The 20,004-nt window shown below is 68.7% G+C and carries 15 protein-coding genes, 1 tRNA gene and 1 pseudogene; 8 read left to right on the top strand and 9 right to left on the bottom strand.

Features of this window, described 5'->3' with window-relative positions; genetic code table 11:
• Window positions 1-40: 40 nt before the first annotated feature.
• From BJY18_RS15805 to BJY18_RS15795, 3 genes are all read right to left on the bottom strand, one after another.
• Window positions 41-1,468, bottom strand: coding sequence for an ATP-binding protein (locus BJY18_RS15805; protein ID WP_184780703.1), 1,428 nt, complete (start codon window positions 1,466-1,468; stop codon window positions 41-43).
• On the bottom strand, window positions 1,465-3,117 hold the full coding sequence (locus tag BJY18_RS15800) for an NAD(P)/FAD-dependent oxidoreductase (protein ID WP_184780702.1): 1,653 nt from the start codon (window positions 3,115-3,117) through the stop codon (window positions 1,465-1,467). The genes BJY18_RS15805 and BJY18_RS15800 overlap by 4 nt, the downstream gene beginning before the upstream one ends.
• Window positions 3,118-3,225: 108 nt before the next feature.
• The gene (locus BJY18_RS15795) at window positions 3,226-4,899 is read right to left on the bottom strand and encodes a pectate lyase-like domain-containing protein (protein WP_512699129.1); all 1,674 of its coding nucleotides are present in this window, start codon (window positions 4,897-4,899) and stop codon (window positions 3,226-3,228) included.
• A gap of 585 nt (window positions 4,900-5,484) precedes the next feature.
• Here BJY18_RS15795 and BJY18_RS15790 point away from each other — a divergent pair.
• Window positions 5,485-5,557 (top strand) — tRNA-Ala (locus BJY18_RS15790).
• Between the two features lie 82 nt (window positions 5,558-5,639).
• Window positions 5,640-5,978 carry a hypothetical protein gene (locus BJY18_RS15785; RefSeq protein ID WP_184780701.1) on the top strand — a complete coding sequence of 113 codons (339 nt, stop codon included), beginning with the start codon at window positions 5,640-5,642 and terminating at the stop codon, window positions 5,976-5,978.
• 173 nt (window positions 5,979-6,151) lie between these two features.
• Here the strand turns inward: BJY18_RS15785 and BJY18_RS15780 are convergent.
• Window positions 6,152-7,467, bottom strand: a protein-coding gene (locus tag BJY18_RS15780) for an IS3 family transposase (RefSeq protein ID WP_376774673.1) whose coding sequence is annotated in 2 segments (ribosomal slippage) — window positions 6,152-7,177 and window positions 7,180-7,467 — 1,314 coding nt in all. Because the reading frame shifts where the segments join, the coding sequence is not laid out codon by codon here.
• Between BJY18_RS15780 and BJY18_RS38035 the strand changes: the two genes are divergently transcribed.
• Window positions 7,458-7,673, top strand: a complete 216-nt coding sequence (locus BJY18_RS38035; RefSeq protein ID WP_376774672.1) for an integrase core domain-containing protein — start codon at window positions 7,458-7,460, stop codon at window positions 7,671-7,673. The genes BJY18_RS15780 and BJY18_RS38035 overlap by 10 nt on opposite strands.
• Window positions 7,580-8,095: pseudogene (locus BJY18_RS38030) on the top strand (MurR/RpiR family transcriptional regulator); the annotation flags it as partial. The gene BJY18_RS38035 and the pseudogene BJY18_RS38030, both read left to right, overlap by 94 nt.
• Window positions 8,096-8,212: 117 nt before the next feature.
• Here BJY18_RS38030 and BJY18_RS15770 read toward each other — a convergent pair.
• Both BJY18_RS15770 and BJY18_RS15765 read right to left on the bottom strand, forming a co-directional pair.
• On the bottom strand, window positions 8,213-9,130 hold the full coding sequence (locus BJY18_RS15770; RefSeq protein ID WP_312873857.1) for a zinc-binding dehydrogenase: 918 nt from the start codon (window positions 9,128-9,130) through the stop codon (window positions 8,213-8,215).
• 151 nt (window positions 9,131-9,281) lie between these two features.
• A complete protein-coding gene (locus BJY18_RS15765) occupies window positions 9,282-10,031 on the bottom strand; it encodes an SDR family NAD(P)-dependent oxidoreductase (protein WP_184780700.1) in 750 nt (249 codons plus the stop codon).
• A gap of 127 nt (window positions 10,032-10,158) precedes the next feature.
• On the opposite strand from BJY18_RS15765, the gene BJY18_RS15760 reads away from it, so the two are divergent.
• Complete coding sequence (locus BJY18_RS15760) at window positions 10,159-11,061, top strand: LysR family transcriptional regulator (protein ID WP_184780699.1); 903 nt, start codon at window positions 10,159-10,161, stop codon at window positions 11,059-11,061.
• Between the two features lie 612 nt (window positions 11,062-11,673).
• Here the strand turns inward: BJY18_RS15760 and BJY18_RS36910 are convergent.
• On the bottom strand, window positions 11,674-12,828 hold the full coding sequence (locus BJY18_RS36910) for a hypothetical protein (protein WP_246458880.1): 1,155 nt from the start codon (window positions 12,826-12,828) through the stop codon (window positions 11,674-11,676).
• 146 nt (window positions 12,829-12,974) lie between these two features.
• On the opposite strand from BJY18_RS36910, the gene BJY18_RS37760 reads away from it, so the two are divergent.
• The 3 genes from BJY18_RS37760 to BJY18_RS15735 are packed head-to-tail and all read left to right on the top strand — an operon-like array spanning window position 12,975 to window position 14,953.
• Window positions 12,975-13,598 carry a pentapeptide repeat-containing protein gene (locus BJY18_RS37760; RefSeq protein WP_184780698.1) on the top strand — a complete coding sequence of 208 codons (624 nt, stop codon included), beginning with the start codon at window positions 12,975-12,977 and terminating at the stop codon, window positions 13,596-13,598.
• 42 nt (window positions 13,599-13,640) lie between these two features.
• The gene (locus tag BJY18_RS15740) at window positions 13,641-14,240 is read left to right on the top strand and encodes a sulfite oxidase-like oxidoreductase (protein WP_184780697.1); all 600 of its coding nucleotides are present in this window, start codon (window positions 13,641-13,643) and stop codon (window positions 14,238-14,240) included.
• A complete protein-coding gene (locus BJY18_RS15735) occupies window positions 14,210-14,953 on the top strand; it encodes a ferredoxin reductase (RefSeq protein WP_184780696.1) in 744 nt (247 codons plus the stop codon). The genes BJY18_RS15740 and BJY18_RS15735 overlap by 31 nt, the downstream gene beginning before the upstream one ends.
• 13 nt (window positions 14,954-14,966) lie before the next feature.
• Here BJY18_RS15735 and BJY18_RS15730 read toward each other — a convergent pair whose 3' ends face one another.
• Together BJY18_RS15730 and BJY18_RS36355 are read right to left on the bottom strand one after the other, a co-directional pair.
• Entirely contained in the window at window positions 14,967-17,978 is a 3,012-nt protein-coding gene (locus BJY18_RS15730) for a helix-turn-helix transcriptional regulator (RefSeq protein WP_246458879.1), read from the bottom strand.
• A complete protein-coding gene (locus BJY18_RS36355) occupies window positions 17,975-19,714 on the bottom strand; it encodes a hypothetical protein (RefSeq protein ID WP_221457757.1) in 1,740 nt (579 codons plus the stop codon). Before BJY18_RS36355 ends, BJY18_RS15730 begins: the two co-directional genes overlap by 4 nt.
• Window positions 19,715-20,004 lie beyond the last annotated feature (290 nt).

The raw sequence follows: 20,004 nt of genomic DNA, 5'->3' as shown, positions 1-20,004 counted from the left end.
CTACTGGATCCCGAAGCGTCAGCGAGCCGGACGGACCGGGTCAGATCGAAGCCTGTTCCTCCACCGGCAGGCAGATCTCGAATCGCGTGTCGCCAGGTGCCGAGGTCACCTTGATGTCACCCGAATGCCGGTCCACGATGATGCGCCACGAGATGTCCAGTCCGAGTCCGGTTCCCTCACCCACGCCTTTCGTGGTGAAGAACGGCTCGAAGATCCGGTGCCGCGTCTCCTCCGGGATACCCGGACCCGTGTCGCCGATCTCCACCCGGATCTGCTTGTCGACCTGCCACGTGCGCAGGGTCAACGTGCCCCGGCCGCCCATCGCGCACACCGCGTTGTCGATGATGTTGGTCCACACCTGGTTCAGTTCCGCTGCGTATGCCGGGACGCGATCGATCGCACGGTCGTACTCCTTGACCACGCGGATGCCTTCGCCGAGTTTGCCGGACATCATCACCAGCGTGGAGTCGAGTCCTTCGTGGACATCGATGAACTGGTGCGGTGCGCGATCCATCTGCGAGTACTGCTTCGCGGCACCGACGAGGGTGGAAACCCGATGGGTGGAATCCTCGATCTCCCCCATCAGCATCTCCGTCTCGAGCGCGTACGCGAGCCAGCGGATCGCGCCGTCGAGCAGTCCTTCCCCGACCGATTCCAGGACGTGTTCCAAGCTTTCCGTCGTGAGGCCCGCGGCGACGAAAATGCTCGCGAGGTCCCAACCCTGGTCGATCCCACGTGCATCGAACCAGTCACCGATCTCGTCCTCGCGGTCGGCTTGCTGCATCGCGCTGAGTTTCGGCGCGTCACCGACCTGCCGCACGAGCCGCTCCTGCACGTCGAGCAGGAGCTCGAGCAGAGTCGGGTCGATGTCCTTCTTGGCGAGGACCGCCAGCTTGTGCCGCATTCCCGCGACCCGCTCACGCAGGGCTGCCGTGGCCCGCACAGCGGCCGCGGCCGGATTGTTCAGCTCGTGCATGAGCCCGGCCGACAGTTCTCCGAGCGCGACCAGCCGTCGGCGCGAGGACACCAGAGCGTCGTTGTTGCGCCAGCCGAGGTACATCCCCTCCAGCAAGTGCGCGGCCATCGGGAACCACCGGCGGAACTCCACCGCGAACTCGGTCGCGGGCAGGGTGAGGAACGTCAGATCGCTCACCGCGTAAATCGTGGCGCTGTAGGCGGCCTCGCTGTCCTGGTGGGCCAGGAACTGCGTGGCTCCACAATACGAGCCACGCTGATCGGACCGTTTGGTCTCGACCTCGGCGCCGGCCACCTGGCGGGTCATCCGCAGCGCACCGCCGAGCAGCACGTAGAAGCAGGTCGCCGGATCACCCTCGCGGATGACCACGGAGTCACCCTTGAACTCCTCGACCGCGGCGTGCTCTTCGATCCACCCGAGCTGCTCTTCGGAGAGATGTTCGAACAGGAACAAGCTGCGCAGTTCCTCACGCGACAGAGCGGATCCGGTCACTGTTCCTCCAGGTAGCGGTGGACCAGGGTCACGGCCATGGCTCCCTCGCCGACGGCGGAGGCCACCCGTTTCACCGACTGCGAACGGACATCGCCCGCCACGAACACCCCGGGAACGGACGATTCCAGGTAGTGCGGGTCACGGTCCAGGAGCCAGCCCGCCGGCCGCCGGCCGTCCTCGAGCAGGTCCGGCCCGGTACGGATGAAGCCGTGTCCGTCGCGCAGGATCGCTTCCCCGAGCCACCCGGTGCGCGGGGCGGCTCCGATGAAGATGAACAGGTGCCCGGTGCCGAGTGTTTCAGTCACACCGTTTTCGCAGACCGTGATGGATTCGAGGTGATCACTGCCATGAGCTTTGACCACGGTGGTGTGGGTGCGCACGTGGACGTTGTCGATCGCGGTGATCTGCTCGATGAGGTAGTGCGACATCGACGCCTCCAGGGAGGCGCCGCGGACGAGCAGCGTGACGTCGGCGGCATGCCGGGAGAAGAACACCGCGGCCTGTCCGGCGGAATTCGCACCGCCGACGATGTAGATGTGCTCACCCTGGCATTCAGGTGCCTCGGTGGCCGCGGATCCGTAATAGACGCCGCGACCGGTCAGGTCCTCGATGCCTTCGGCCTCGAGCGCGCGGTAGGTGACACCGCTGGCGAGGATCACCGAATGGGCGGCGATCTCGGAGCCGTCGCCGAACGTGACCACGCGGCTCGAGCCGCGTACTTCCAGGCCGGTGACGTCGCGTGCGGTGAGCACCTCGGCGCCGAACTTCTGCGCCTGGCGCCGGGCTCGATCGGTGAGCTGGGCACCGGAGACTCCGTCCGGGAAGCCCAGGTAGTTCTCGATCCGCGAACTGGTGCCAGCCTGGCCGCCGGTGGCCTTCCGCTCGACCAGGACCGTGCGGAGGCCTTCCGAGGCGCCGTACACGGCGGCGCCCAGGCCTGCCGGGCCGCCGCCGATCACTACGAGGTCGTAGAAATCCTGCGCGGGCCGGGTGGACAAACCCACTGCATCGGCGATTTCGCCGCCGGAAGGCTGTTTCAGCACTGTTCCGCCGGGAGTGACCACGACCGGAATGTCGGTCTCGCAGGCGCCGGCGGCCTGCAGGATGCGACCGCCCTCCTCGTCGTCCACGGAGTACCACCGGTAGGGCACCGCGTTGCGGGCGAGGAAGTCCCGGATCCGGAACGACGGCGCCGAGTACCGGTGGCCGACCAGCTTCGTCTGCTCCACCGGACGGTCGCCGACCGCCAGCCAGGCCTCCACGAGGGAATCGATCACCGGGTACAGCTTCTCCTCCGGTGGATCCCACGGCTTGAGCAGGTAGTGGTCGACGTCGACCACGTTGATGGCCTGGATCGCCGCGTCGGTGTCCGCGTAGGCGGTCAGCAGCGCGCGGCGGGCGTGGGGGAACAGGTCCATCGCCTTCTCCAGGAAGACGATGCCGTCCATTTGCGGCATGCGATAGTCGGCGAGGATGGCCGCGACGGAGTCCCCACGCAGCTTGATCTCGCGAAGCGCGTCGAGAGCGTCCGCGCCCGAATCAGCGCGGATCACCCGGTAATCCCTGCCGTAGCGGCGGCGCAGGTCCCGCGCGACCGACCGCGACACAGCGGGGTCGTCGTCCACGGTCATCAGGATCGGCTGGCTCACGGACGACAGCCTACGGCGTGGTGGCGTCTCCGGCGGAGACCGGCGAAAGTGAGGACCGGTGCACGCCGCGGCCGCCACCGCGGCGTGCACCGGTTGTCCGGGTGGTGGCTACGGGTAGCTCACCAGGTTCACCGGCTTCGTCCCGTCCGGAGTCGGGTCGCCGGCGTCGTTGATCACGTGCTGGATGGCGCCTTGGTGGTTCAGCGACACGGTCACCATGCCGTGGAATCGGACGTACGGAGTTTCCGGTGCCTCGAACGCCCGCGCGGCGACCACGGAGGGGTTGCTGCTGAAAAAGCAGTAGCTGCCCAGTCCCCAGGCCTCGTGGCTGGTCACTTCCGGGCTCACCCGGTAGGCGGAATAACCCTTCGCCGAACCGTCCATCCAGCCGGCCTGATCCGGCACGTCATAAGGCATTTCGTTCTGGAAGAAGTAGGTACGGCCGCCCTCTCCGTTCCACACGACCTGGGTCTTCTGGTAGTGCTCGACGAAAAGGCCGTAAGTGGTCACGTCGGCGCCGTTCACCACCAGTCCCGTGTCGGCGGTGTTGATGTCCCATCCGACGTAGCCGCCGTCCGCGGCGTGGTCGGCGCGCCAGATCCACATGTGGTCGCCGATCACGTTGTTGCTGTTGACGACCAGGCTCGTGGTGGCCTTGCCCGCCACCGCGCCGCCGACCCGGAAGTACAGGTCGTGCAGCGAGGTCGGATCCGCCGCATGGTCGGCGCGCGAGCCCGGTTGCCCGACTCGCATGAGTGTGTCCGAGTTCGTGGTACCGGCGTCGATCAGCAGTCCGGCGACCTTCACACCGTCCACGTCGGCGACGTCCATCGCGGTGATTCCCCGGTCGGGGACCAACGTGGCGATGCCGAGGCCGAGCACCACCGTGCCCGGCCGGGTCACCTGCACCGTCTGGTCGAGGTGGTACACGCCGGGAGTGACCAGCAAGTTCTTGCCGGCAGCGAGTGCTGCGTTCATTTCGGCCGCGGTCGTGCCCGGCTTCGTGACGTGGAACTGGCCGATCGGCAACGAGGTCCCGGGTGCCGGGCCGTTCGCCCACGTCACGCCGGCGGTCGCGGTGCGCAGCGCCGGCACGAAGATCCGGTAGTCCCCGTCGTCGACGTAGAGGAACGGCTTCTCCCGCACCACCGGAGTGCCGTCGATCGTGGTGTAGGGCGGGGAAGGGAAGGTCCCGGTCGGCGCTCCGTGCACGCCCAGGAACACCATGTTCCAGTTGGAGCCGCACCAGCTGCCGAACTCCGAATCCCGCGAGATCCACTGCTGCTGCGATCCGGAGCGGACCTGGCCGTCGATCTTCGTGTCCGAGATCCACCCGCCGCTGGACCAGCCGCCGTCATCGAGCTGGAGATCCCCGCGGACGTGCATCCGGCGGTAGGGGCTGGCCTGCGAGACCGCCCAGCGGTCCGCGCCCTCCGCCGGGTTCACCGACAGGTTCTCCGCCCCGCGCCAGAAGTTCTGGGTGGCATTGTTCGGCGGGAACCAGTCGGCCTCCACGTGGACCGCGCCGTTGATGGTGACCGCGTCGGGCGTGCTGCCGAGTCCGAGGACCTGGGTGTAGAAGCCGACGTTGACGTCGTTGAAGTAGGTGCCCGGGGTGAACAGCACGGCGTACCGCTCGTCGCCGAACTGGTTCTTCTCCTGCTGCGCGAAGATGCTGTCCAGTCTGTTCTGGATGCTCTCGCTCGGCATCGACGGATCGAAGATCACGACGTTCGGTCCCAGATCCGGCTGCGTCGCCTTCGGAGAAGTAGTGCCACCCACAGAGGTAAGTGTGAACGATCGAGCGCTGGAGGAATGACAGGCGTACCGCCATGGAGAAGCATCACCGGCCCGCCGTCTCCCCGCACCAGCCCGGTGCCCCGCTCACGAACCAGCCAACGCCGAACGACCCGGGAACGCCCCGCCCCCGCTGGTCACGCCACCATGGCCCGGGCGAGCGCCGCACCGCATCAGGACCTCTCGCCTCCTCCCCGGAGCGAATCCCGCCCCCGTCTCGCGCGCCCGCCTGCAACCGCCACCGTTCTCGCGGAATCGCCAGCTCTGCGCGTTTGTCCCGACGCAGGTGTACAGCTGGACTACCACGTTGGCCACCCCGCCGAGCTATCGCACTCAAGCTTCGGCTGCCCGCACCGAGCGCCCAACGGCACACGCCGGTGGCGTCACCGCCGGCGAATGCACCGTGCATCGTAAGCGCAGAGAGTTATGTGACGAGCACTCTGCGCTCTTGCGTGTCACGCCCACATCTCCTGGCACCGTCGCCGCTGCCGAGCTACCGACCCCCATCGGAACCGGGCCGACCCGGGGTGTAGTCTCTTCCCTACGAGATGCGGAGTACACCTTCGCTTCGGGGCTATGGCGCAGCTGGTAGCGCACCTCACTGGCAGTGAGGGGGTCAGGGGTTCGAGTCCCCTTAGCTCCACCGTGACGAACGCCGCCCTACCTGGTTCAAAGCCGCAGGTAGGGCGTTTTCTTGATGTCATCGAACATTGAGTTTTACAGCGTTGGACTTCCGGCCAGTAGCTGGAGCAAGCCTGGAGCACGGCCTGACCAAGAGCGTGCACGACCAGGAGGGTTTTGCGCTACGCGGGCTGTGCGGTGACGCTGGTGTGCATGACGCCTTGATGGAGTTCGCTACCCGGTGGAGCGATGGTCTCGACCTCCTGACCGAGGATGCCTCGGCTATCGGTGACGTGCTGACGCGCGCGTCCTGCGCGGGCGTGCTGGGCGCGAACCAGGCAGCGGAAGGGTTGCAGTCCATCGACGCGGGTTCTTGGCAGGGCCTGCACGCGGCAACGCTGCGATGGGCTCAGGAGCAGGCGGGCGAGGCGATCGAACGCTGAAACCAGGCTGAGGCGGATACTGAGAAGGTCAAGAGTGACCATGAGACGGCATCCCAGCGTGCCGCAGCCCAAGGCCAGCCTCCGCCCAGTTTCCACGACCCTGGTGGCGCGGGCCGGCAAGCTGCACACGATGTAGTGATGCGCCCCGGGTCTGGTGCAGGTCTCGTTGCCTGTTACCCAGCCCGGGCGGGCTGGGAGGGTTGATCGTAGCGTGACGCCTGGTAGGTGACTTCGATGGCGGCGGGAGTGCGCTGACCGAGCTCGCCGTGGAGACGACGATGGTTGTACCAGTCGACGTATTCTGCGACGGCGATCTCGACATCGCGGACGGATTGCCAGCCGCGGCCGCGGGCGATAGGGTTATGAATCAATTCGCCCTTGAACAGCGAGTTGAATGCCTCGGCCATCGCATTATCGTAGGAATCCCCGCGTGAACCGACCGAGGCGACGACTTCAGCTTCCGCCAAGCGCTCGGTATAGCGGATGGCTCGATATTGAACTCCGCGGTCGGAATGGTGGACGAGGCCGGTGACGTCTTGTCCGGCTCGTTTTCGCGCCCAGATTCCCATCTCCAGAGCGTCGAGGGCGAGGTTTGTGTGCAGGGAAGTCGATACCTGCCAGCCCACGACCATTCGGGAGAAAACATCGATGACGAACGCGGCATACACCCACCCCGAAAACGTCCGGATATAGGTGATGTCCGCGACCCAGAGCTGGTTCGGCCGATCGGCGGTGAAGCGGCGGTCGACCAGGTCCGCTGACGAAGGCGAGGCTGCAGCGATGGTGGTCCTGGGCCGCTTGCCTCGCCGTAGTCCCTGCAGGCCCTTCTGGCGCATCAGCCGCTCGACCGTGCAGCGGGCCACGCGGATTCCCTCTCGGTTGAGCTGGGCATGAATTTTCCGCGCCCCGTAGACGCCGTAATTCTCGCGGAACACGCGCTCAATCTCAGTGAGCAGTTCCGCGTCCCGCGCAGCACGTTTCGACGGTGCACGCTTCTTGGCTGCCCAATACGTTCTCGGGGCGATCTGCACGCCCGCGTCGTTCAAGACCGCGCAGATCGACTCGACCCCGAGCTTCTTCCCCTCAACAACCCGCTCGCGATGGCCGTCGACATAATCGACGACCACCGCGAGCGGAACCTCCCGCCAATGCGCGGAATCGTCCGGAGTTACGTGATTGTGCGGTCGAGCTCCGCAGCGGCGAAAAACGCCGAAGCCGTCTTCAAGATCTCGTTTGCCCGCCGCAGCCCACGCACCTCGCGCTCCAGCTCGGCGATCCGCGCCGCATCGTCGCTGGTGCGACCGGGCACCGCGCCGGCGTCGATCTCGGCGCGCTTGACCCACGTCCGCAAGGCCTCCGGGTGCACGTCCAACTGGCCCGCGACCCGACGGACCGCCGCCATCCGCTGACCCTCGGCCGCGATCGCGTCCAACGCCATCCGCGTCGCCCGCTCACGCAGCTCGTCGCTGTACTTCTTCGGTGCCGGCATCCTCTGCATCCTCCCTGAGATCAGAGCCTGCACAAAACCCGGGGCGCATCAACGAGCACTACTACCGACACGTGTACGCCACGAAGGCGGAACTCGTTGCAGCGATTGACAAGTGGGTCACGTTCTACAACAGTGTGCGGAGGCACTCCGCGATCGGAATGCTCAGTCCCGACACCTACGAGCGGTCGCTGACAGCGGCTGCTTGAACTGCATAAGTCCCTGTCCACTGTTCGCGGTGAACCTCAAACCTCGTCGACGCTGCGGAAGCGCTGACCCGAGCCCATCGTGTGCTCGTACTGGTCTCGGCGTCGCCGCACCCGTCGCTGCTCATCTCGGTTCTTCGCTACGGCTGCTGGGCGTCGCGGCCGACCAGCCGGTGGACGTCGTCTCGACGGTTCAGCAACTCGGCTTGCTCGGGCCGGAGGATGCGATGGGCGTCATCGACTTCCAACGCTACTACCGGGCGACTGTCGACGCTGCCGCGGCCGCCGCTTCAGCCGGTGTCCAGGTGATCGCACTGACCGACACCGAGGTCTCGCCCCTCGCGGCGTCTGCGCAACACACGCTCATCGCACCGTCGGAGAGCCCGACTCCCCGGGCCTCGCTCGCTCCGGCTCTGACACTCGTGGAAGCGCTCATCGCTCTGACCGCGCGCGCCGATCGCGCCCGAGCAGAGGACGCGATGCGGCGCATCGACGCGTCATACGAGGGCCTGCGGACTTTGTCGGTGAGCGGTGATTTCCAGTCAGGCCGCGGAAACGCTCCTGGCAGCCGCGGGACTGTCCCCGCCGCGTGGGGCACCGGTGCGGTGCCGGTTCAGGGATGCAGGACGTACTTGCCGATCGCGCGGCGCTCGCCGAACAGCTGGAGCACCTGGCCGGCGTCGTCGAGGGGCGCGGTCGACGGCGGTCCGGGATGCAGCTCGCCGCGCCACCTTGGCGAGGATGCCTTCCAGCAGCTTTGCGTTGCCCCGGGGTCCGCCGGCTTCGCGCGACCAGTGACCCCAGTCGACGCCCACGACGGAACGATTGCGCAGCAAGACGATGTTCGACGGCAACCGCGGAATGTCCCCGGAGGCGAAGCCGAGTACGCAGAAACGCCCGTCGGTCGCCAGCGCACGTAGGGCGCTTTCCGCCGCGGAACCGCCGACCGGGTCGATGACGACATTCGCGCCGCCACCGGTGGCGGCGCGAATGTCGTCCTTCAGGTTGTCGTAGCCCAGGACCACTTCGGCCCCGGCATCCTTGGCCGCGGCGCGTTTGTCGTCGGTCGAGGCAACCGCGACGACGTGGGCGCCGAGACTGCGCGCCGTATCGATTGCGGCCTGCCCGATGCCGCCACTCGCGCCGAGGACGACGACGTGCTCGCCCGTCGCGATCGTCACGCGGTGCGTGGTCGCGAAGGCCGGCGTCAGGTAGCTCTCCATGGCCGCGGCGACATCGACGGACACCGCGTCCGGCACCGGGACGGCGACCTCGGCAGGCACGACGCTGTGGGACGCGTAGCCGCCGAAGTGGCTGAGCACCGTCGCCACCGTAGTGCCGACAGGCGGGCCTTCGACGCCTTCGCCCGCCGCGACCACCCGCCCCGACACGCAGCTACCTGGCGTGAACGGCAGGGATGGCCTGACCTGGTAATCCCCGCGGACGATCAAGCCGTCCACGAAGCTGGCGCTGACGGCTGTCGCCTCGATGAGGACTTCGCCAGGCCGGTCGCGCTGTCGGTTCCTCGACCACCCGCAGTGCCAGTGGGTCGCCGAATGCCTCGCAGACCACGCGTCGCATGTGTTCCTCCGAATTCGATGGTGCCGGCGGCTACACCTGAGCCATACCGCCGTCGATGCAAAGCTCCGCACCTGTCATGAAACTGCTTTCGTCCGAGGCGAGGAACAGCGCCGCATTGGCGAGCTCCTCCGGGCGCCCGAGGCGGCCAAGAGGAACGTGTGTGGCCATCTGGGCGCGCAGGGCTGTCGGGTCCTGTCCGAAGTACTCGGCCTGCCCGTCGATGATGGGTGTGTCGAACGGGCCCGGGCTCAGCACGTTCACCCGCAGCCCCCGGCCGCCGAACTCGGCCGCCCATACGCGCGCGTAGGAGCGCACCGCCGCCTTCGCCGCGCTGTAGGTGGTCGATCCGGGAAGCCCCTTGAACCCCTGGATCGAGCCCACCAGGATGATCGAGCCGCCGACCGGCATGAGCGGCAGCGCCGTCTGGACGGTGAACATTGTGCCGCGTGCGTTGACATCGAACGTGCGGTCGAAATGGTCCTCGGTCACCTCGCCGAAGGCCGCCCGCTCGATCATGCCCGCATTGGCGACGAGCACGTCGAGACGCCCGCTTTCCCTTCTGATGATCTCGGCCAGACCGTCGAGATCACTCGACGACGTGGCGTCCGCGGCGACCGCCGTGACCCGGCCCTCGATGGAAGCCGTTGCGTCGTCGAGAACTTCCTTCCGGCGGCCGGTGAGGTAGACGTGGGCTCCCTCGGCCGCGAACCTCTCGGCAATCGCCAGGCCGAGGCCCGCGCCGCCACCCGTGACCAGAGCGACCTTGTCGGCGAGACGCATTATTTCTCCTTTTCCCGGCACGAACTGGTACGTGCAGTCCACAAGGTACGCACGCGCCGGGCATAGGAGCAAAGAGTTGGATAGTATGCTCCACATAGGGCACTTCTATGCATCGAGGCGGCTCCGAATGAACCTGCGGCAGTACGAGTACGCGCTGACTGTGGCCGAGGAAGGCAGCATCACGGCGGCGGCCGAGCGGCTGGGGCTGGCCCAGCCGTCCCTGTCCCAGCAGATCGGCACGTTGGAGAAGCAGGTCGGGGTGCGCCTTTTCACGCGGACCCCGCAGGGCATGACGCCGACCGTGGCGGGGCGGGCCTTCCTGGTGGAGGCGGAGGCTGCCGCCACCGCCTCCCGGCGTGCGTTCACCGCCGCTCGCGCGGCCGACGGCGACCTGGCGGGCGAGCTGATCATCGCTGTCTACTTGGGACTCGGGGCCCGCCAGCTCCCACGTGCGCTCGGCGAGCTGCGTCGCCGTCATCCCCATCTGCAGGTCACCATCCACGAGGAGCCCGATCCCACGGACATGGAGCGGCTCGCGCGCCAGGGCACGCTCGACATGGTCCTGGTGCACGAGATCCCGCCGGGCTGCATGTTCGACATTCATGCGCTGGGGAAGGAGTCGTACGTCGCAGTGCTGCCCCAGGACCATCCGCTTCTGCGTCGCGACAAGCCGCTCCCGCTCCAGGAACTCGCGGCCGAAGGGTGGGTGCGCTTTCGCCGCACCAGCAAACACGACGAGTACCTGGCGCGCCTGCTCGCCGACCGCGGCCTCGCCCCGCGGACGGTCGGCCGGGCCTCGCAGATCTCCACCGCGGTGCGGCTCGCCGCGGAAGGCCTCGGCGTCACCATCGCGCCGTCTTCCGCGGTACCCGACGGCTTCCAACACCTGACCCGCCCGCTTCGCCCCGCCCTGTCGGAACCGGTGATCGCGGGCTTGCGCCGCGCTCCGGGCCGGGCGGAGACCGCGTTGCTGGACGAGCTGAAGCGGCAGGACTGGTCGGGCACGGGCGTCAGCGCGTCGAAGCGGTGAGCGTTGCCGCGACGGTCTCGTTGAAGGCCGAGGATCCCATGAGCGCCTGCCCGCCGTCGACGACGATGTGAGCGCCGGTGGCGAAGGCTCCGAGTCGGGCACTCGCCGTGGCTGAGCAAGCCGGCCGGGTTCGCCGCTCTGCTGGTCGAGGTGACGAAGACCGCGCCCATCCCGGCCGCTCGTTCCCACCTCCTTGCACGTGACGCCGGAGCATGCCGGCTGAGGTGGCTGCGGTATCCACCTCGATTCTCTCTGCTGGCACTCGCTCCACAACCGAGGATACGCGAGCTACATGGTCAGTCGGTTTTGTTTTGACGCAACGGCTTTGCCTTGAGTGCGCCTTCGACGCCGAACTCGGGCGAACACGTGGTTGCCATGAGTGCTGCGGGCGGTGCCGGAAGTTATTGCCTTCTCGCCGCCGAGGTTCCCCTTGCTGACTTTCCTTTCTATATCGGTGAAATCGCGGCTTTGCGATCGTCCGGGAGTGGGCCTGGGCGATTGAACCCCAAAGAGTGATGCGGTTCGAACGTGCGTTCGGGCATCCTGGGGTGGTCGGACGGCGTGCGCCGTGTCCGGTCCGAGGCGCGGCCGGGTGAGCGCGCCAGTGCTGAATCAGGGGAGGGAACGTGCGAATCCGGGCAGGGTCAAGGTCATTGCTGCGGTGGTCAGCCAGTTCACTATGTCGACAAAGGGGATCCGGGCCAGCCGGCCAGGCCATTCGTCGGCTGCTGTCGTCAGCACGAGTTCGTCTTCGGCGGTCCGGACTCCGGTCAACCGCAAGCCTTCCGGCAGGTCCGGGAGGGGAAGCACGATCGGTCGGAGCCGGTGGGGAACGGGTTTCGTCCAGCGTCCGATGTGGAGGGTGGTGGGCGTCAGCACCACACCGGATTCGTCGACTTTGGCGGACAGCGTCAGGTATCCCCAACGTGGATGTTTTCGCCACCGCACCCGGAACCCGTTCGTATGCGGGGTTGCGTGCATGGCTGGCCGGGCTCTGGCCACTCGTTCCTGCAGCACGCTTCCGCTCACTGCGATGTGCAACTCCACGGCTGACGGCACGATTGCCGGCGAAGGCAGTCCGCGCAGTCGCACGTCTCTGGCCAGCACGGTCACGCGGCGCAGCGGAATACGGTTCACCGCGGGCTTTTCTTCCGGTTCGGCTGGTGCAGTGGCTCCACTCGGGTGGCCACCGGATTGCCGGGCGGCTCCCGGCGATGCGCCTGTGGTGGCTCCGGCTCGTCGATCGGATGCAGGCGCGTCGCCGGAGGAGCGGCCGTGCCGGGTTCCGGGTTTGGGTGGGTCGCCGGTGGAGTGCTTCGGCCGGGCGCGAGATGTGGCCGTGTCGCTTTCCGGCTGGTCGGCCTGGCTTCGCGCAGGTGTGGCCGGTTCGTGTCCTCGAGACGAGCTGGCCGCGGGCTTCTTGCGCCGAGTGCGGATGTCCGAGTCGTGGCTCCGTCCGGCAACGGGGTCCGCCGGATCGGTGTGCTCCGGCCAGTCGACGTCCTCGGCGACGATGCGCACGTCGCCGATGCGTCCGGTCGCCAGCCGGAGTGAGTCGGCCGGGTAGTCGAGTTCGGTCAGGGTCAGGCCGACCTCGTGGCCTGCCACAGCCGTGGTCAGGCGGCGGCCGACGAGCTGTTCGGTGACCGTGCGAGCGAGCGCGGCCGGCGTCGCGGGCACCTGGGGCAGCAAAGCCCGGCCCGCGGCGGCCAGGCCCGAAAGCTCGGGCCAGGACACCCAGGCGTCGAACCATCGGCCTTCGCTCATCGGGTCATGGTAGGTCCGCCGGCATTCGCTCGCTCTCGGCTGTGGTGCTCGCCGCGTCGCGGAGTGCGTTGTGCCGGTTACAGGCTGCAGAAGAACGGAGGTGATTGCGAGGTGGACTGGCCGGCCGGCGAGGTTAGCCTTGCGGGGTGACTGAGCAACCTGCGGAGCCGTCCGACATCGAGACAGTCGAGGAACGCGCCTACCGCCGGGAGGACTGGTACGCGGAGGAAATCGTCGCACGGCGATTTGTGCGATGCGAGTTTCACGAGCTCGACTTCACCGAGGGCGTCACGCGCGGGACCACGTTCACCGATTGTGTATTCGGGAATGTGCAGTTCAACGCGTCGCGGCACGTGGACTCGGCTTTCACCGGGTGCGTGTTCACCCGGTGCAACCTGTTCGACGCCGAATTCACCGGGTGCAAGCTGATGGGCAGCCGGTTTCGCGAGTGTGATCTTCGGCCGCTGCGCGTGGTCGGTGGCGATTGGTCGTTCGTGGACCTGCATGGCGCCGATCTGCGTGGTGTCACGTTCCACGGCGTGCGGCTGCGTGAGGCGGACCTGGCAGCGGCGAACTGCGCCGGAGCGGTCTTCGCTGACGCCGATCTGTCCGGGGCTGAGCTCCACGAGGTCGATTTCACCCGTGCCGAGCTGCGCGGGAGTGACCTCTCGGCGCTCGATCCGGTACACGCGAAGCTGGCCCGCGCGATCGTGTCGCCGGATCAGGCCACGGTGCTCGTCAGATCGCTCGGCATGCACGTGCGCGGGTAGGATCGCGGCAGTTGCCGGGACGCGGCCACCGGGAGGAGCGCGATGGGAGTCGTCACGCCGGGCTTCACCGGGCGGGCGCGGGGTGACAATCCGAGGGTGCCACCTGGGCAGTACCTCACCGAGGACTTCCCGGTGCTGTCGGTGGGGCCGACTCCGCGGGTGACCACGCGGCAGTGGGAATTCGCCGTGGTGACCGAGCACGGGGAGCGGCGCTCGTGGTCGTGGCCGGAGCTGCTGGCGCTGCCCAGCGAAAAGTTCACTGTGGACATTCACTGCGTGACGCAGTGGTCCAAGCTCGACACCCGGTGGCGGGGTGTGCGTGTGGAGACGCTCATCGGCGACCTCGACACAGCGGCCGACTACGCCATGGCGCATTGCTACGGTGGCTACACCACGAACCTTCCGCTCGCTGACCTTCTCGACGGGCAGGCCTGGATCGCCTACGAGTACGGCGGCAAGCCGCTGACCCCCGAACACGGCGGACCAGCACGGCTGGTGGTGCCGCACCTGTACTTCTGGAAGTCCGCGAAATGGGTGCGCGAGCTGCGGCTGACCGGCAAGGACGATCCGGGGTTCTGGGAAACCGCCGGCTATCACGACTACGGAGATCCATGGCGGGAACAGCGGTATCAGGGCGACTAGCGTGGCAGGTCGCCAGGCTTGCCGCGATCCGGCAGGAGACGGCGACGGCACGCACCCTGGTGTTCGACATTCCCGGCTGGCCAGGGCATCTCGCGGGGCAGCACGTCGACGTGCGGCTCACCGCGGCCGACGGGTACACCGCCCAGCGCAGCTACTCGCTCGCCGCGCCGGCCGAGGGTGGCCGGGTCGAGCTGACCGTGCAACGGGTGCCGGGCGGGGAGGTGTCCGAGCACCTCACCGGTCCCTATGCGATCGGTGACCCGGTGGAGATCCGGGGGCCGATCGGTGGCTGGTTCGTGTGGCGTCCCGCCGATCGGGCACCGGTGCTGCTCGTCGCGGGAGGCGCAGGCATCGTGCCGTTGATGGCGATGGTCCGGGCACGGCGCGCGGCCGGGAGCCGGGCGTTGTTCCGGCTCGTGTACTCGTTGCGGACCCCGGACGAGCTGTACTACGCCGACGAGCTCCGCAAGCCGTACGCCGGGCTCGACATCACCTACGTGTACACGCGCGAGATGCCCGAAGGGCGTGCCGGCATCCCGCGCCGGCTCGACGTCGCCACGCTCAACAGTGCCGCGTGGCCCGCGGACTTCGAGGCCACCAGCTATATCTGCGGTCCGACCGGCTTCGTCGAGACGGCGGCCGACATCCTGCTCTCGCTCGGACGGGATCCACGATCGATCCGGACGGAGCGGTTCGGGCCGAGTCGCGACTGAGGCCGGCCGATCGTCAGGACTGGGCGGGCTTCACGAGCAGTTCGCGCAGGGTGGCGAGCAGTTCCCGGCGGTCGGAGGCGCCGAGCTTGCCGCGGATGCGGGCCATGTGGTGTTCCACGGTCTTGCCGGAGATGAAGAGTTTGCTGCCCGCCTGCTTGTAGGTCAGGCCGTCGACCACCAGGCGCGCGACCTCCAGCTCTCGTTCGCTCAGGACACTGAGCCCAGGGACGGTGCCGGCGGCCGGGGCAGGAGACTCGAGACGACCGGTGGTGCCCTGGAACTGGCGGGCTGCTTCCAGGAGCTGGACCATCGCCTTGCGGTCGGAGGTGCGGATCGCGGCCTGTCCGGCCAGCCGGGCGGCGTCCCAGCAAAGATCGAGCTCGTGCAGCTCCGCGGCGGCTGCGGAGATCTCGTCCGGATCGAAGGCGCCGCCGACCACCGAAAGCCAGCATTTCGCGGCGCGGGCGAGCGCGGCCGGATAGCGTCCACAGTCCGCGAACCCGGCCAGTGCGGAGAGCTGCCGTTCGGCAGCCGCGCGATCCTCCGAAGTGATCGAGGCGTGGAGTTCGTGCCAGCACAGCGAGACCGTCCACAATGGAGGGTAACCGAGCTGGCCGAGCATCGCGTGGGCTCGCTCCAGACGACGGGAGAGTTTCGCGTGCGCGCCGGTTCGCGCGGCGGCGATCGCCAGCTCTCCCAGCGGGAGCAGGGTGAAAAGGTCCACTTGCTGGCGCATGGACGCCTGGTAAGCGCGGTCCCACGACTGCTGGAGGCCGACGAGGTCGCTCGTCCGCCGGGCGATGCCCAGTTCGAGCGTGGCGAAGAACAGCTCGTCGCGGGCTTCCAGCTTGGTGCCGGCCACGGCGTCCCGGTGTTCGGCCGCCGTGGCGAGGTGGCCACCGGTCATGGCGACCCAGCCGAGCAGCAGCCGGTGGCGAGGGACGAGCAGGTCGCCGCCGACTCCGTTGGCCAGCGCGCGCTGCAGTACCGACTCCGCGAGAGCCAGCTCCCCCGAGTGCAGACCGGCGAGCGCGGCGAGCGCGGCCGGGCTGTCCGGCAGCGGCGCTCCGGCGAAGGCCGGTTCGAGCATCGCCGCGGCTCCGACGAGTTCCGGCAGCGCCTCGGTGCCGTGACCGGTCACCGATTCCACTATGCCGTTCGCGGTCCGCGTCACCGCGCCGGTGAACAACGTCGGCGCCACCCCGGGGACAGGAGCTTCCGCGAGCGCGCGTCCACCAGCGACCTGTCCGGTGCCGACGAGCGTGATCGCGGCGAAGGCATCGACCGCGCCGGGCCCGGCCCACCGATAGCTCTCCCCGACGGCGTGACTTCCGGGAAAAGCACGCGGAGAGCGTGAACCGTCGCCGAGGACGCCCTGATCGAGGTAGTGCGGTCCGCCGGAGGCGAGGTCGTCATGCCCGGCGACGAGGCCGACGGTGTGGTGATCGGGGGCCGCGGACAACGAAGTGTCCGGTTGGATCGGAGTCTCGCCGATCGAGGACGCCACCGGCACCTGCGACGGATCAAAGCCCGCCGGTGACGTGGGGTCGGCCGATGCGGCGTGCGCGGATGCTGCGGAATGCGGGACCGAGGGCGCGTGATCGGGCGGCGTCGAGTAGGGCACCGGGGTATCGGCTTGCACTGTGGCATCCGGCGCCGAAGCGTGGGTTGGCGGTGTGGGATAGCTCGCTGAGGCGCGCGCTGGGGGTGGGGGATAGGGCCCCGGAGCTTGGGCGGGCGACGTGGAGTACGTCGCTGGGGTGGGCGCTGCGGAGGAGGGTGCCGCGGCATGGGCTGGTGACGTTGCGCACGGCTGAGGCGGGGTGTGGGTTTCGGTAGGCGCGTGGGGCGCCGACGGGTGGGGTTGCGGCTGGCGCGGTGCGTACGTCGGTGCGGTGATGGAGCGTTGGGTGTTGTCGGTGGCAGCTGCCCAGCGGTAGAGCTCGGCGCTTCGGGCCAGTTCGCCCCGGTGGGCCAGGACGGTGGCGGCTATCTCCGCTCCTGCGGCACGGGACTCCGGGTTCTCGTCGGACAGCATGCCGTCGCCCAGGCGCAGGGCTGTGTCCAAGTCTCCGGACAGTGCCGCGGCTCGGGCCCAGCCGGTGGTGGTCGCTGCGTCATGGGCGCCTGCGTCGGTGGCTGCTTCGAAGAGGCGGGCGGCGAGTTTCAGGTCGTTGGGCAGCGCTTCGTGGGCCGCGGTGGCGAACGCGGTCGCTGCGGAGGCGCCGGAGCTGCCCGCGTCCAGCAGCGCGCACGCGAGGTCGAGTATCGGCAGGCCTCGGCGTAGCTGGGTTTCCACGAGCTGCTGTACGACAGCCAAGCGCCGAGCGGGAGGGGCGTAGGTGCGTACGACTTGCGCGGCGACGGGCAGCAGCGCGTCTTCGGGATCCAGCAGGCCGGTCGCGCGGGCACCGTCCACGACCACGGACAGCGCGTGCGGCGTGCGTTTCAGCAATGCGCACAGCAGGTCCAGATTGCGGCTTGCTCCGGCTTCGGACGCGATGAGGTAACGCAGCACGTCGTCGTCCAGTGCGGCCAAGTCGGTGCGGAAGTCGTCCCATCGATTCGTCACGACGCGTTCGACCAGCCGTGGGACCCCGCCGGTACGGGTATGCAGCGCGGCGGCTTCGGTGGGGTTCACGGTGTGGCCGGTCAGATGGCGGGCGAGTTCGGCGACCTCGTCCACCTCCAGTGCGGGCAGCAGGAACGTTTCGCCCAGGCCACGCAGGGCGTCGGCGCGCGGGTTCGGGCGGTGCGCCACCACGAGCGGGCCGTCGGTGGAGGCGGCCAGCATCGTGAGCTTCGCCAGGTTTTCGTCGTCGAGCTGGTCTGCGTCGTCGATCAGGGTGGCATCGACGCCCGCTGCTCGGTAACCGCGGTCCAGCGCGTCCAGGAGGGCGGTTTTGCCGTAGCCACCGGGAGCGACGACGACCAGCCGGACTGGGGTCGCGGAGGCGTTGTGTCCCGCGAACAGCCGGCGGGCCGCGGGGTGCACGGTGTCGGTTTTCGCCAGCAGTGCGTTCAACAGTGACCTTCACCGGAGGGAGCCGTGGCCGGGCGGCTGCACGAGCTCGGGGCAGGGGGAGGGACGGGATTTCGGTCGGCTGTCGCCGGATGCGACGACAGGGTGGCGATCAGGACGGACGCGGCGATCGCGAGCACGGCGGCCGCGGCGGCGAGCGGACGCCACCGGCGGAACAGTTTCGCGACACCTTCGGGCTCGGGCAGTTCGAACGGGGTGATCTCGACCGGCGGCCGTTCGGGCCGCTCGGGCAGGTCGGCAAGCTCGTCGACGCGCGGCAGCAAAACGGTCTCCGCGCCGGGCCGGACGGACTGGTCGAGGACGTCGTGGCGGCGTGGATCGCGGCCGTGAGGCTGCCGGGCGCGGGAGCCGGTTCGGGACGCTGCGCAAGTGCCGGTACGCCGCTCGGACCGAGTGAGCGCACCGGAACGCTGGTCCGACGGTGCGAGCGCGCCGCCCGGCTCCGCAACGGCGTCGGGCGAGCGCCGGGTTCGGGCGTCGGCGCCGTGCGCGTCGCGGCGCTCCACGTCTGCGCCCTGTGCGTTGCGCCCGCGCGGGTCGGGGCCGTGTACGTCGGCGCCGGGTGCGTTGCGCCCCTGTGTATCGCGGTCGTGTGTGTCTGCGCCGTGTGCGTTGCGGCCTTGCGTGTTGCGACCCGGTGTGTCGGCGCCGCGGTGAGTGTCGCGGCCTTGCGTGTTGCGTCCCCGCGCGTCGGGGCCGTGTGTGTCTGCGCCGTGTGCGTTGCGACCTTGCGCGTTGCGGCCCTGTGTGTCGGTGTCGTGCGCGCCCGGGCCGTGTGCGTCGGGACGATGTGGTGTCCGGGCATCGGGGTCTTGCAGTAGGGCGTCGTCGGTTTCGCGTGGGGCGGCGGGGGCTCGGGTGGCGTCGGGGTGTCGTGGGATGCCCGGGCGCTGGGAGGGTAGGGCGCCGGTTCGTTGCGAGGCCAGGACGGCTGCGCCGGTGGCGGCGGTCAGGGCGGGGTGCGGGTCGGCGAACACCGGGCACGGTAGGCGACTGGGCAGTGTGCCGGGGCCGGGTTCTCCGCAGAAGACGATGCCGGCCAGTGCTTCCGGGGTGACGGCGGCGGCGTGGGCCAGGGCGAACGCGTTGCTCACCGCGGCTGCGGGCGCCACCCCCTCGGTGCTGGTGCGGGAAATCCAGCCACCCGCGCCGGACGAGGTCGCCAGCGTGATCGTGACGCCGTCCGGGCCGAATTCACACACCGCGGCTGTCCGGTCGTCCGGGCCCGGGTGTGGAAGGTGCGCGTACAGCGCGGCGACCGCGCTGGGTACGAGCGTCGCCGCGCGGAAGCCGGCGTCGGCCAGTGCTTGGCGCAGGAGTTCGCGACGGTAACCGCCCCAGTCACCGGGGTGGGTGACGACGAGGTGCTGGGGTGCCGGGCTCGTGCCGTCGTTCGCGAGGTCCGCGACGCCTTCGACGACGACGGTGGTCAGTGATTCCGGGGTGAACGGTTCGCCGCCCACGAACATCGGGACGTCGTCGCCGATGCGACGGTGGAACCCGGTGATCAAGCGGGACGGCTCGCCGGCGCCCGCTCCCGCGGCGGCATCGCCGGTGAGCAGGTAACCCTCGTCGTCGAGGAAGAGCGCGGTCGCGGCGGCGGGGCCGGTGTCACCCAGCCACAGGGGTTCCGGATCGGCCCACCGCTCGCCGTTTCCGTGACGGGTCGCGGCGTGGGTCCGGGCCGGTCCGACATCGATGCCGAGCACGTGGGGCACCGCCGCTTCCTCCCTTCGTCGCAGCAGGGCTGGGCCAGGTGGCGCAATCACGGAACGAGTACGCATCCTCACCCGTTTGAGTTAATCGGGCAAGAGTGGGGTCGGATTTAACCCAACCGGGTTCCGCGTGTCCTATCCCCTAACTCCCTAACGATCTCATATCGACCCCCTAACGGCTGAGCGAGGCGCGACTGGGTGTAAACCCCGATGTGAGCGGGGGTGCCCCCTCCCTACCTTGATCGCCAGCCCGGCCGGGGAGGGTCGGGCTTTCCCCGTAAGACGACAAGTGG

It is taken from the genome of Amycolatopsis jiangsuensis (assembly GCF_014204865.1).
Lineage (GTDB): Bacteria > Actinomycetota > Actinomycetes > Mycobacteriales > Pseudonocardiaceae > Amycolatopsis > Amycolatopsis jiangsuensis.
Note: the sequence above shows the minus strand (reverse complement) of the source record. Positions and strands in the feature narration are given on the sequence as shown.

Excerpts from the sequence above, each read along its gene's own strand:
- BJY18_RS15735 (WP_184780696.1), top strand. The coding sequence starts at position 14,210 with ATGGCGGGAACAGCGGTATCAGGGCGACTAGCGTGGCAGGTCGCCAGG.
- BJY18_RS36910 (WP_246458880.1), bottom strand. The coding sequence starts at position 12,828 with ATGAGCGAAGGCCGATGGTTCGACGCCTGGGTGTCCTGGCCCGAGCTT.
- BJY18_RS15765 (WP_184780700.1), bottom strand. The coding sequence starts at position 10,031 with ATGCGTCTCGCCGACAAGGTCGCTCTGGTCACGGGTGGCGGCGCGGGC.
- BJY18_RS15760 (WP_184780699.1), top strand. The coding sequence starts at position 10,159 with ATGAACCTGCGGCAGTACGAGTACGCGCTGACTGTGGCCGAGGAAGGC.
- BJY18_RS15740 (WP_184780697.1), top strand. The coding sequence starts at position 13,641 with ATGGGAGTCGTCACGCCGGGCTTCACCGGGCGGGCGCGGGGTGACAAT.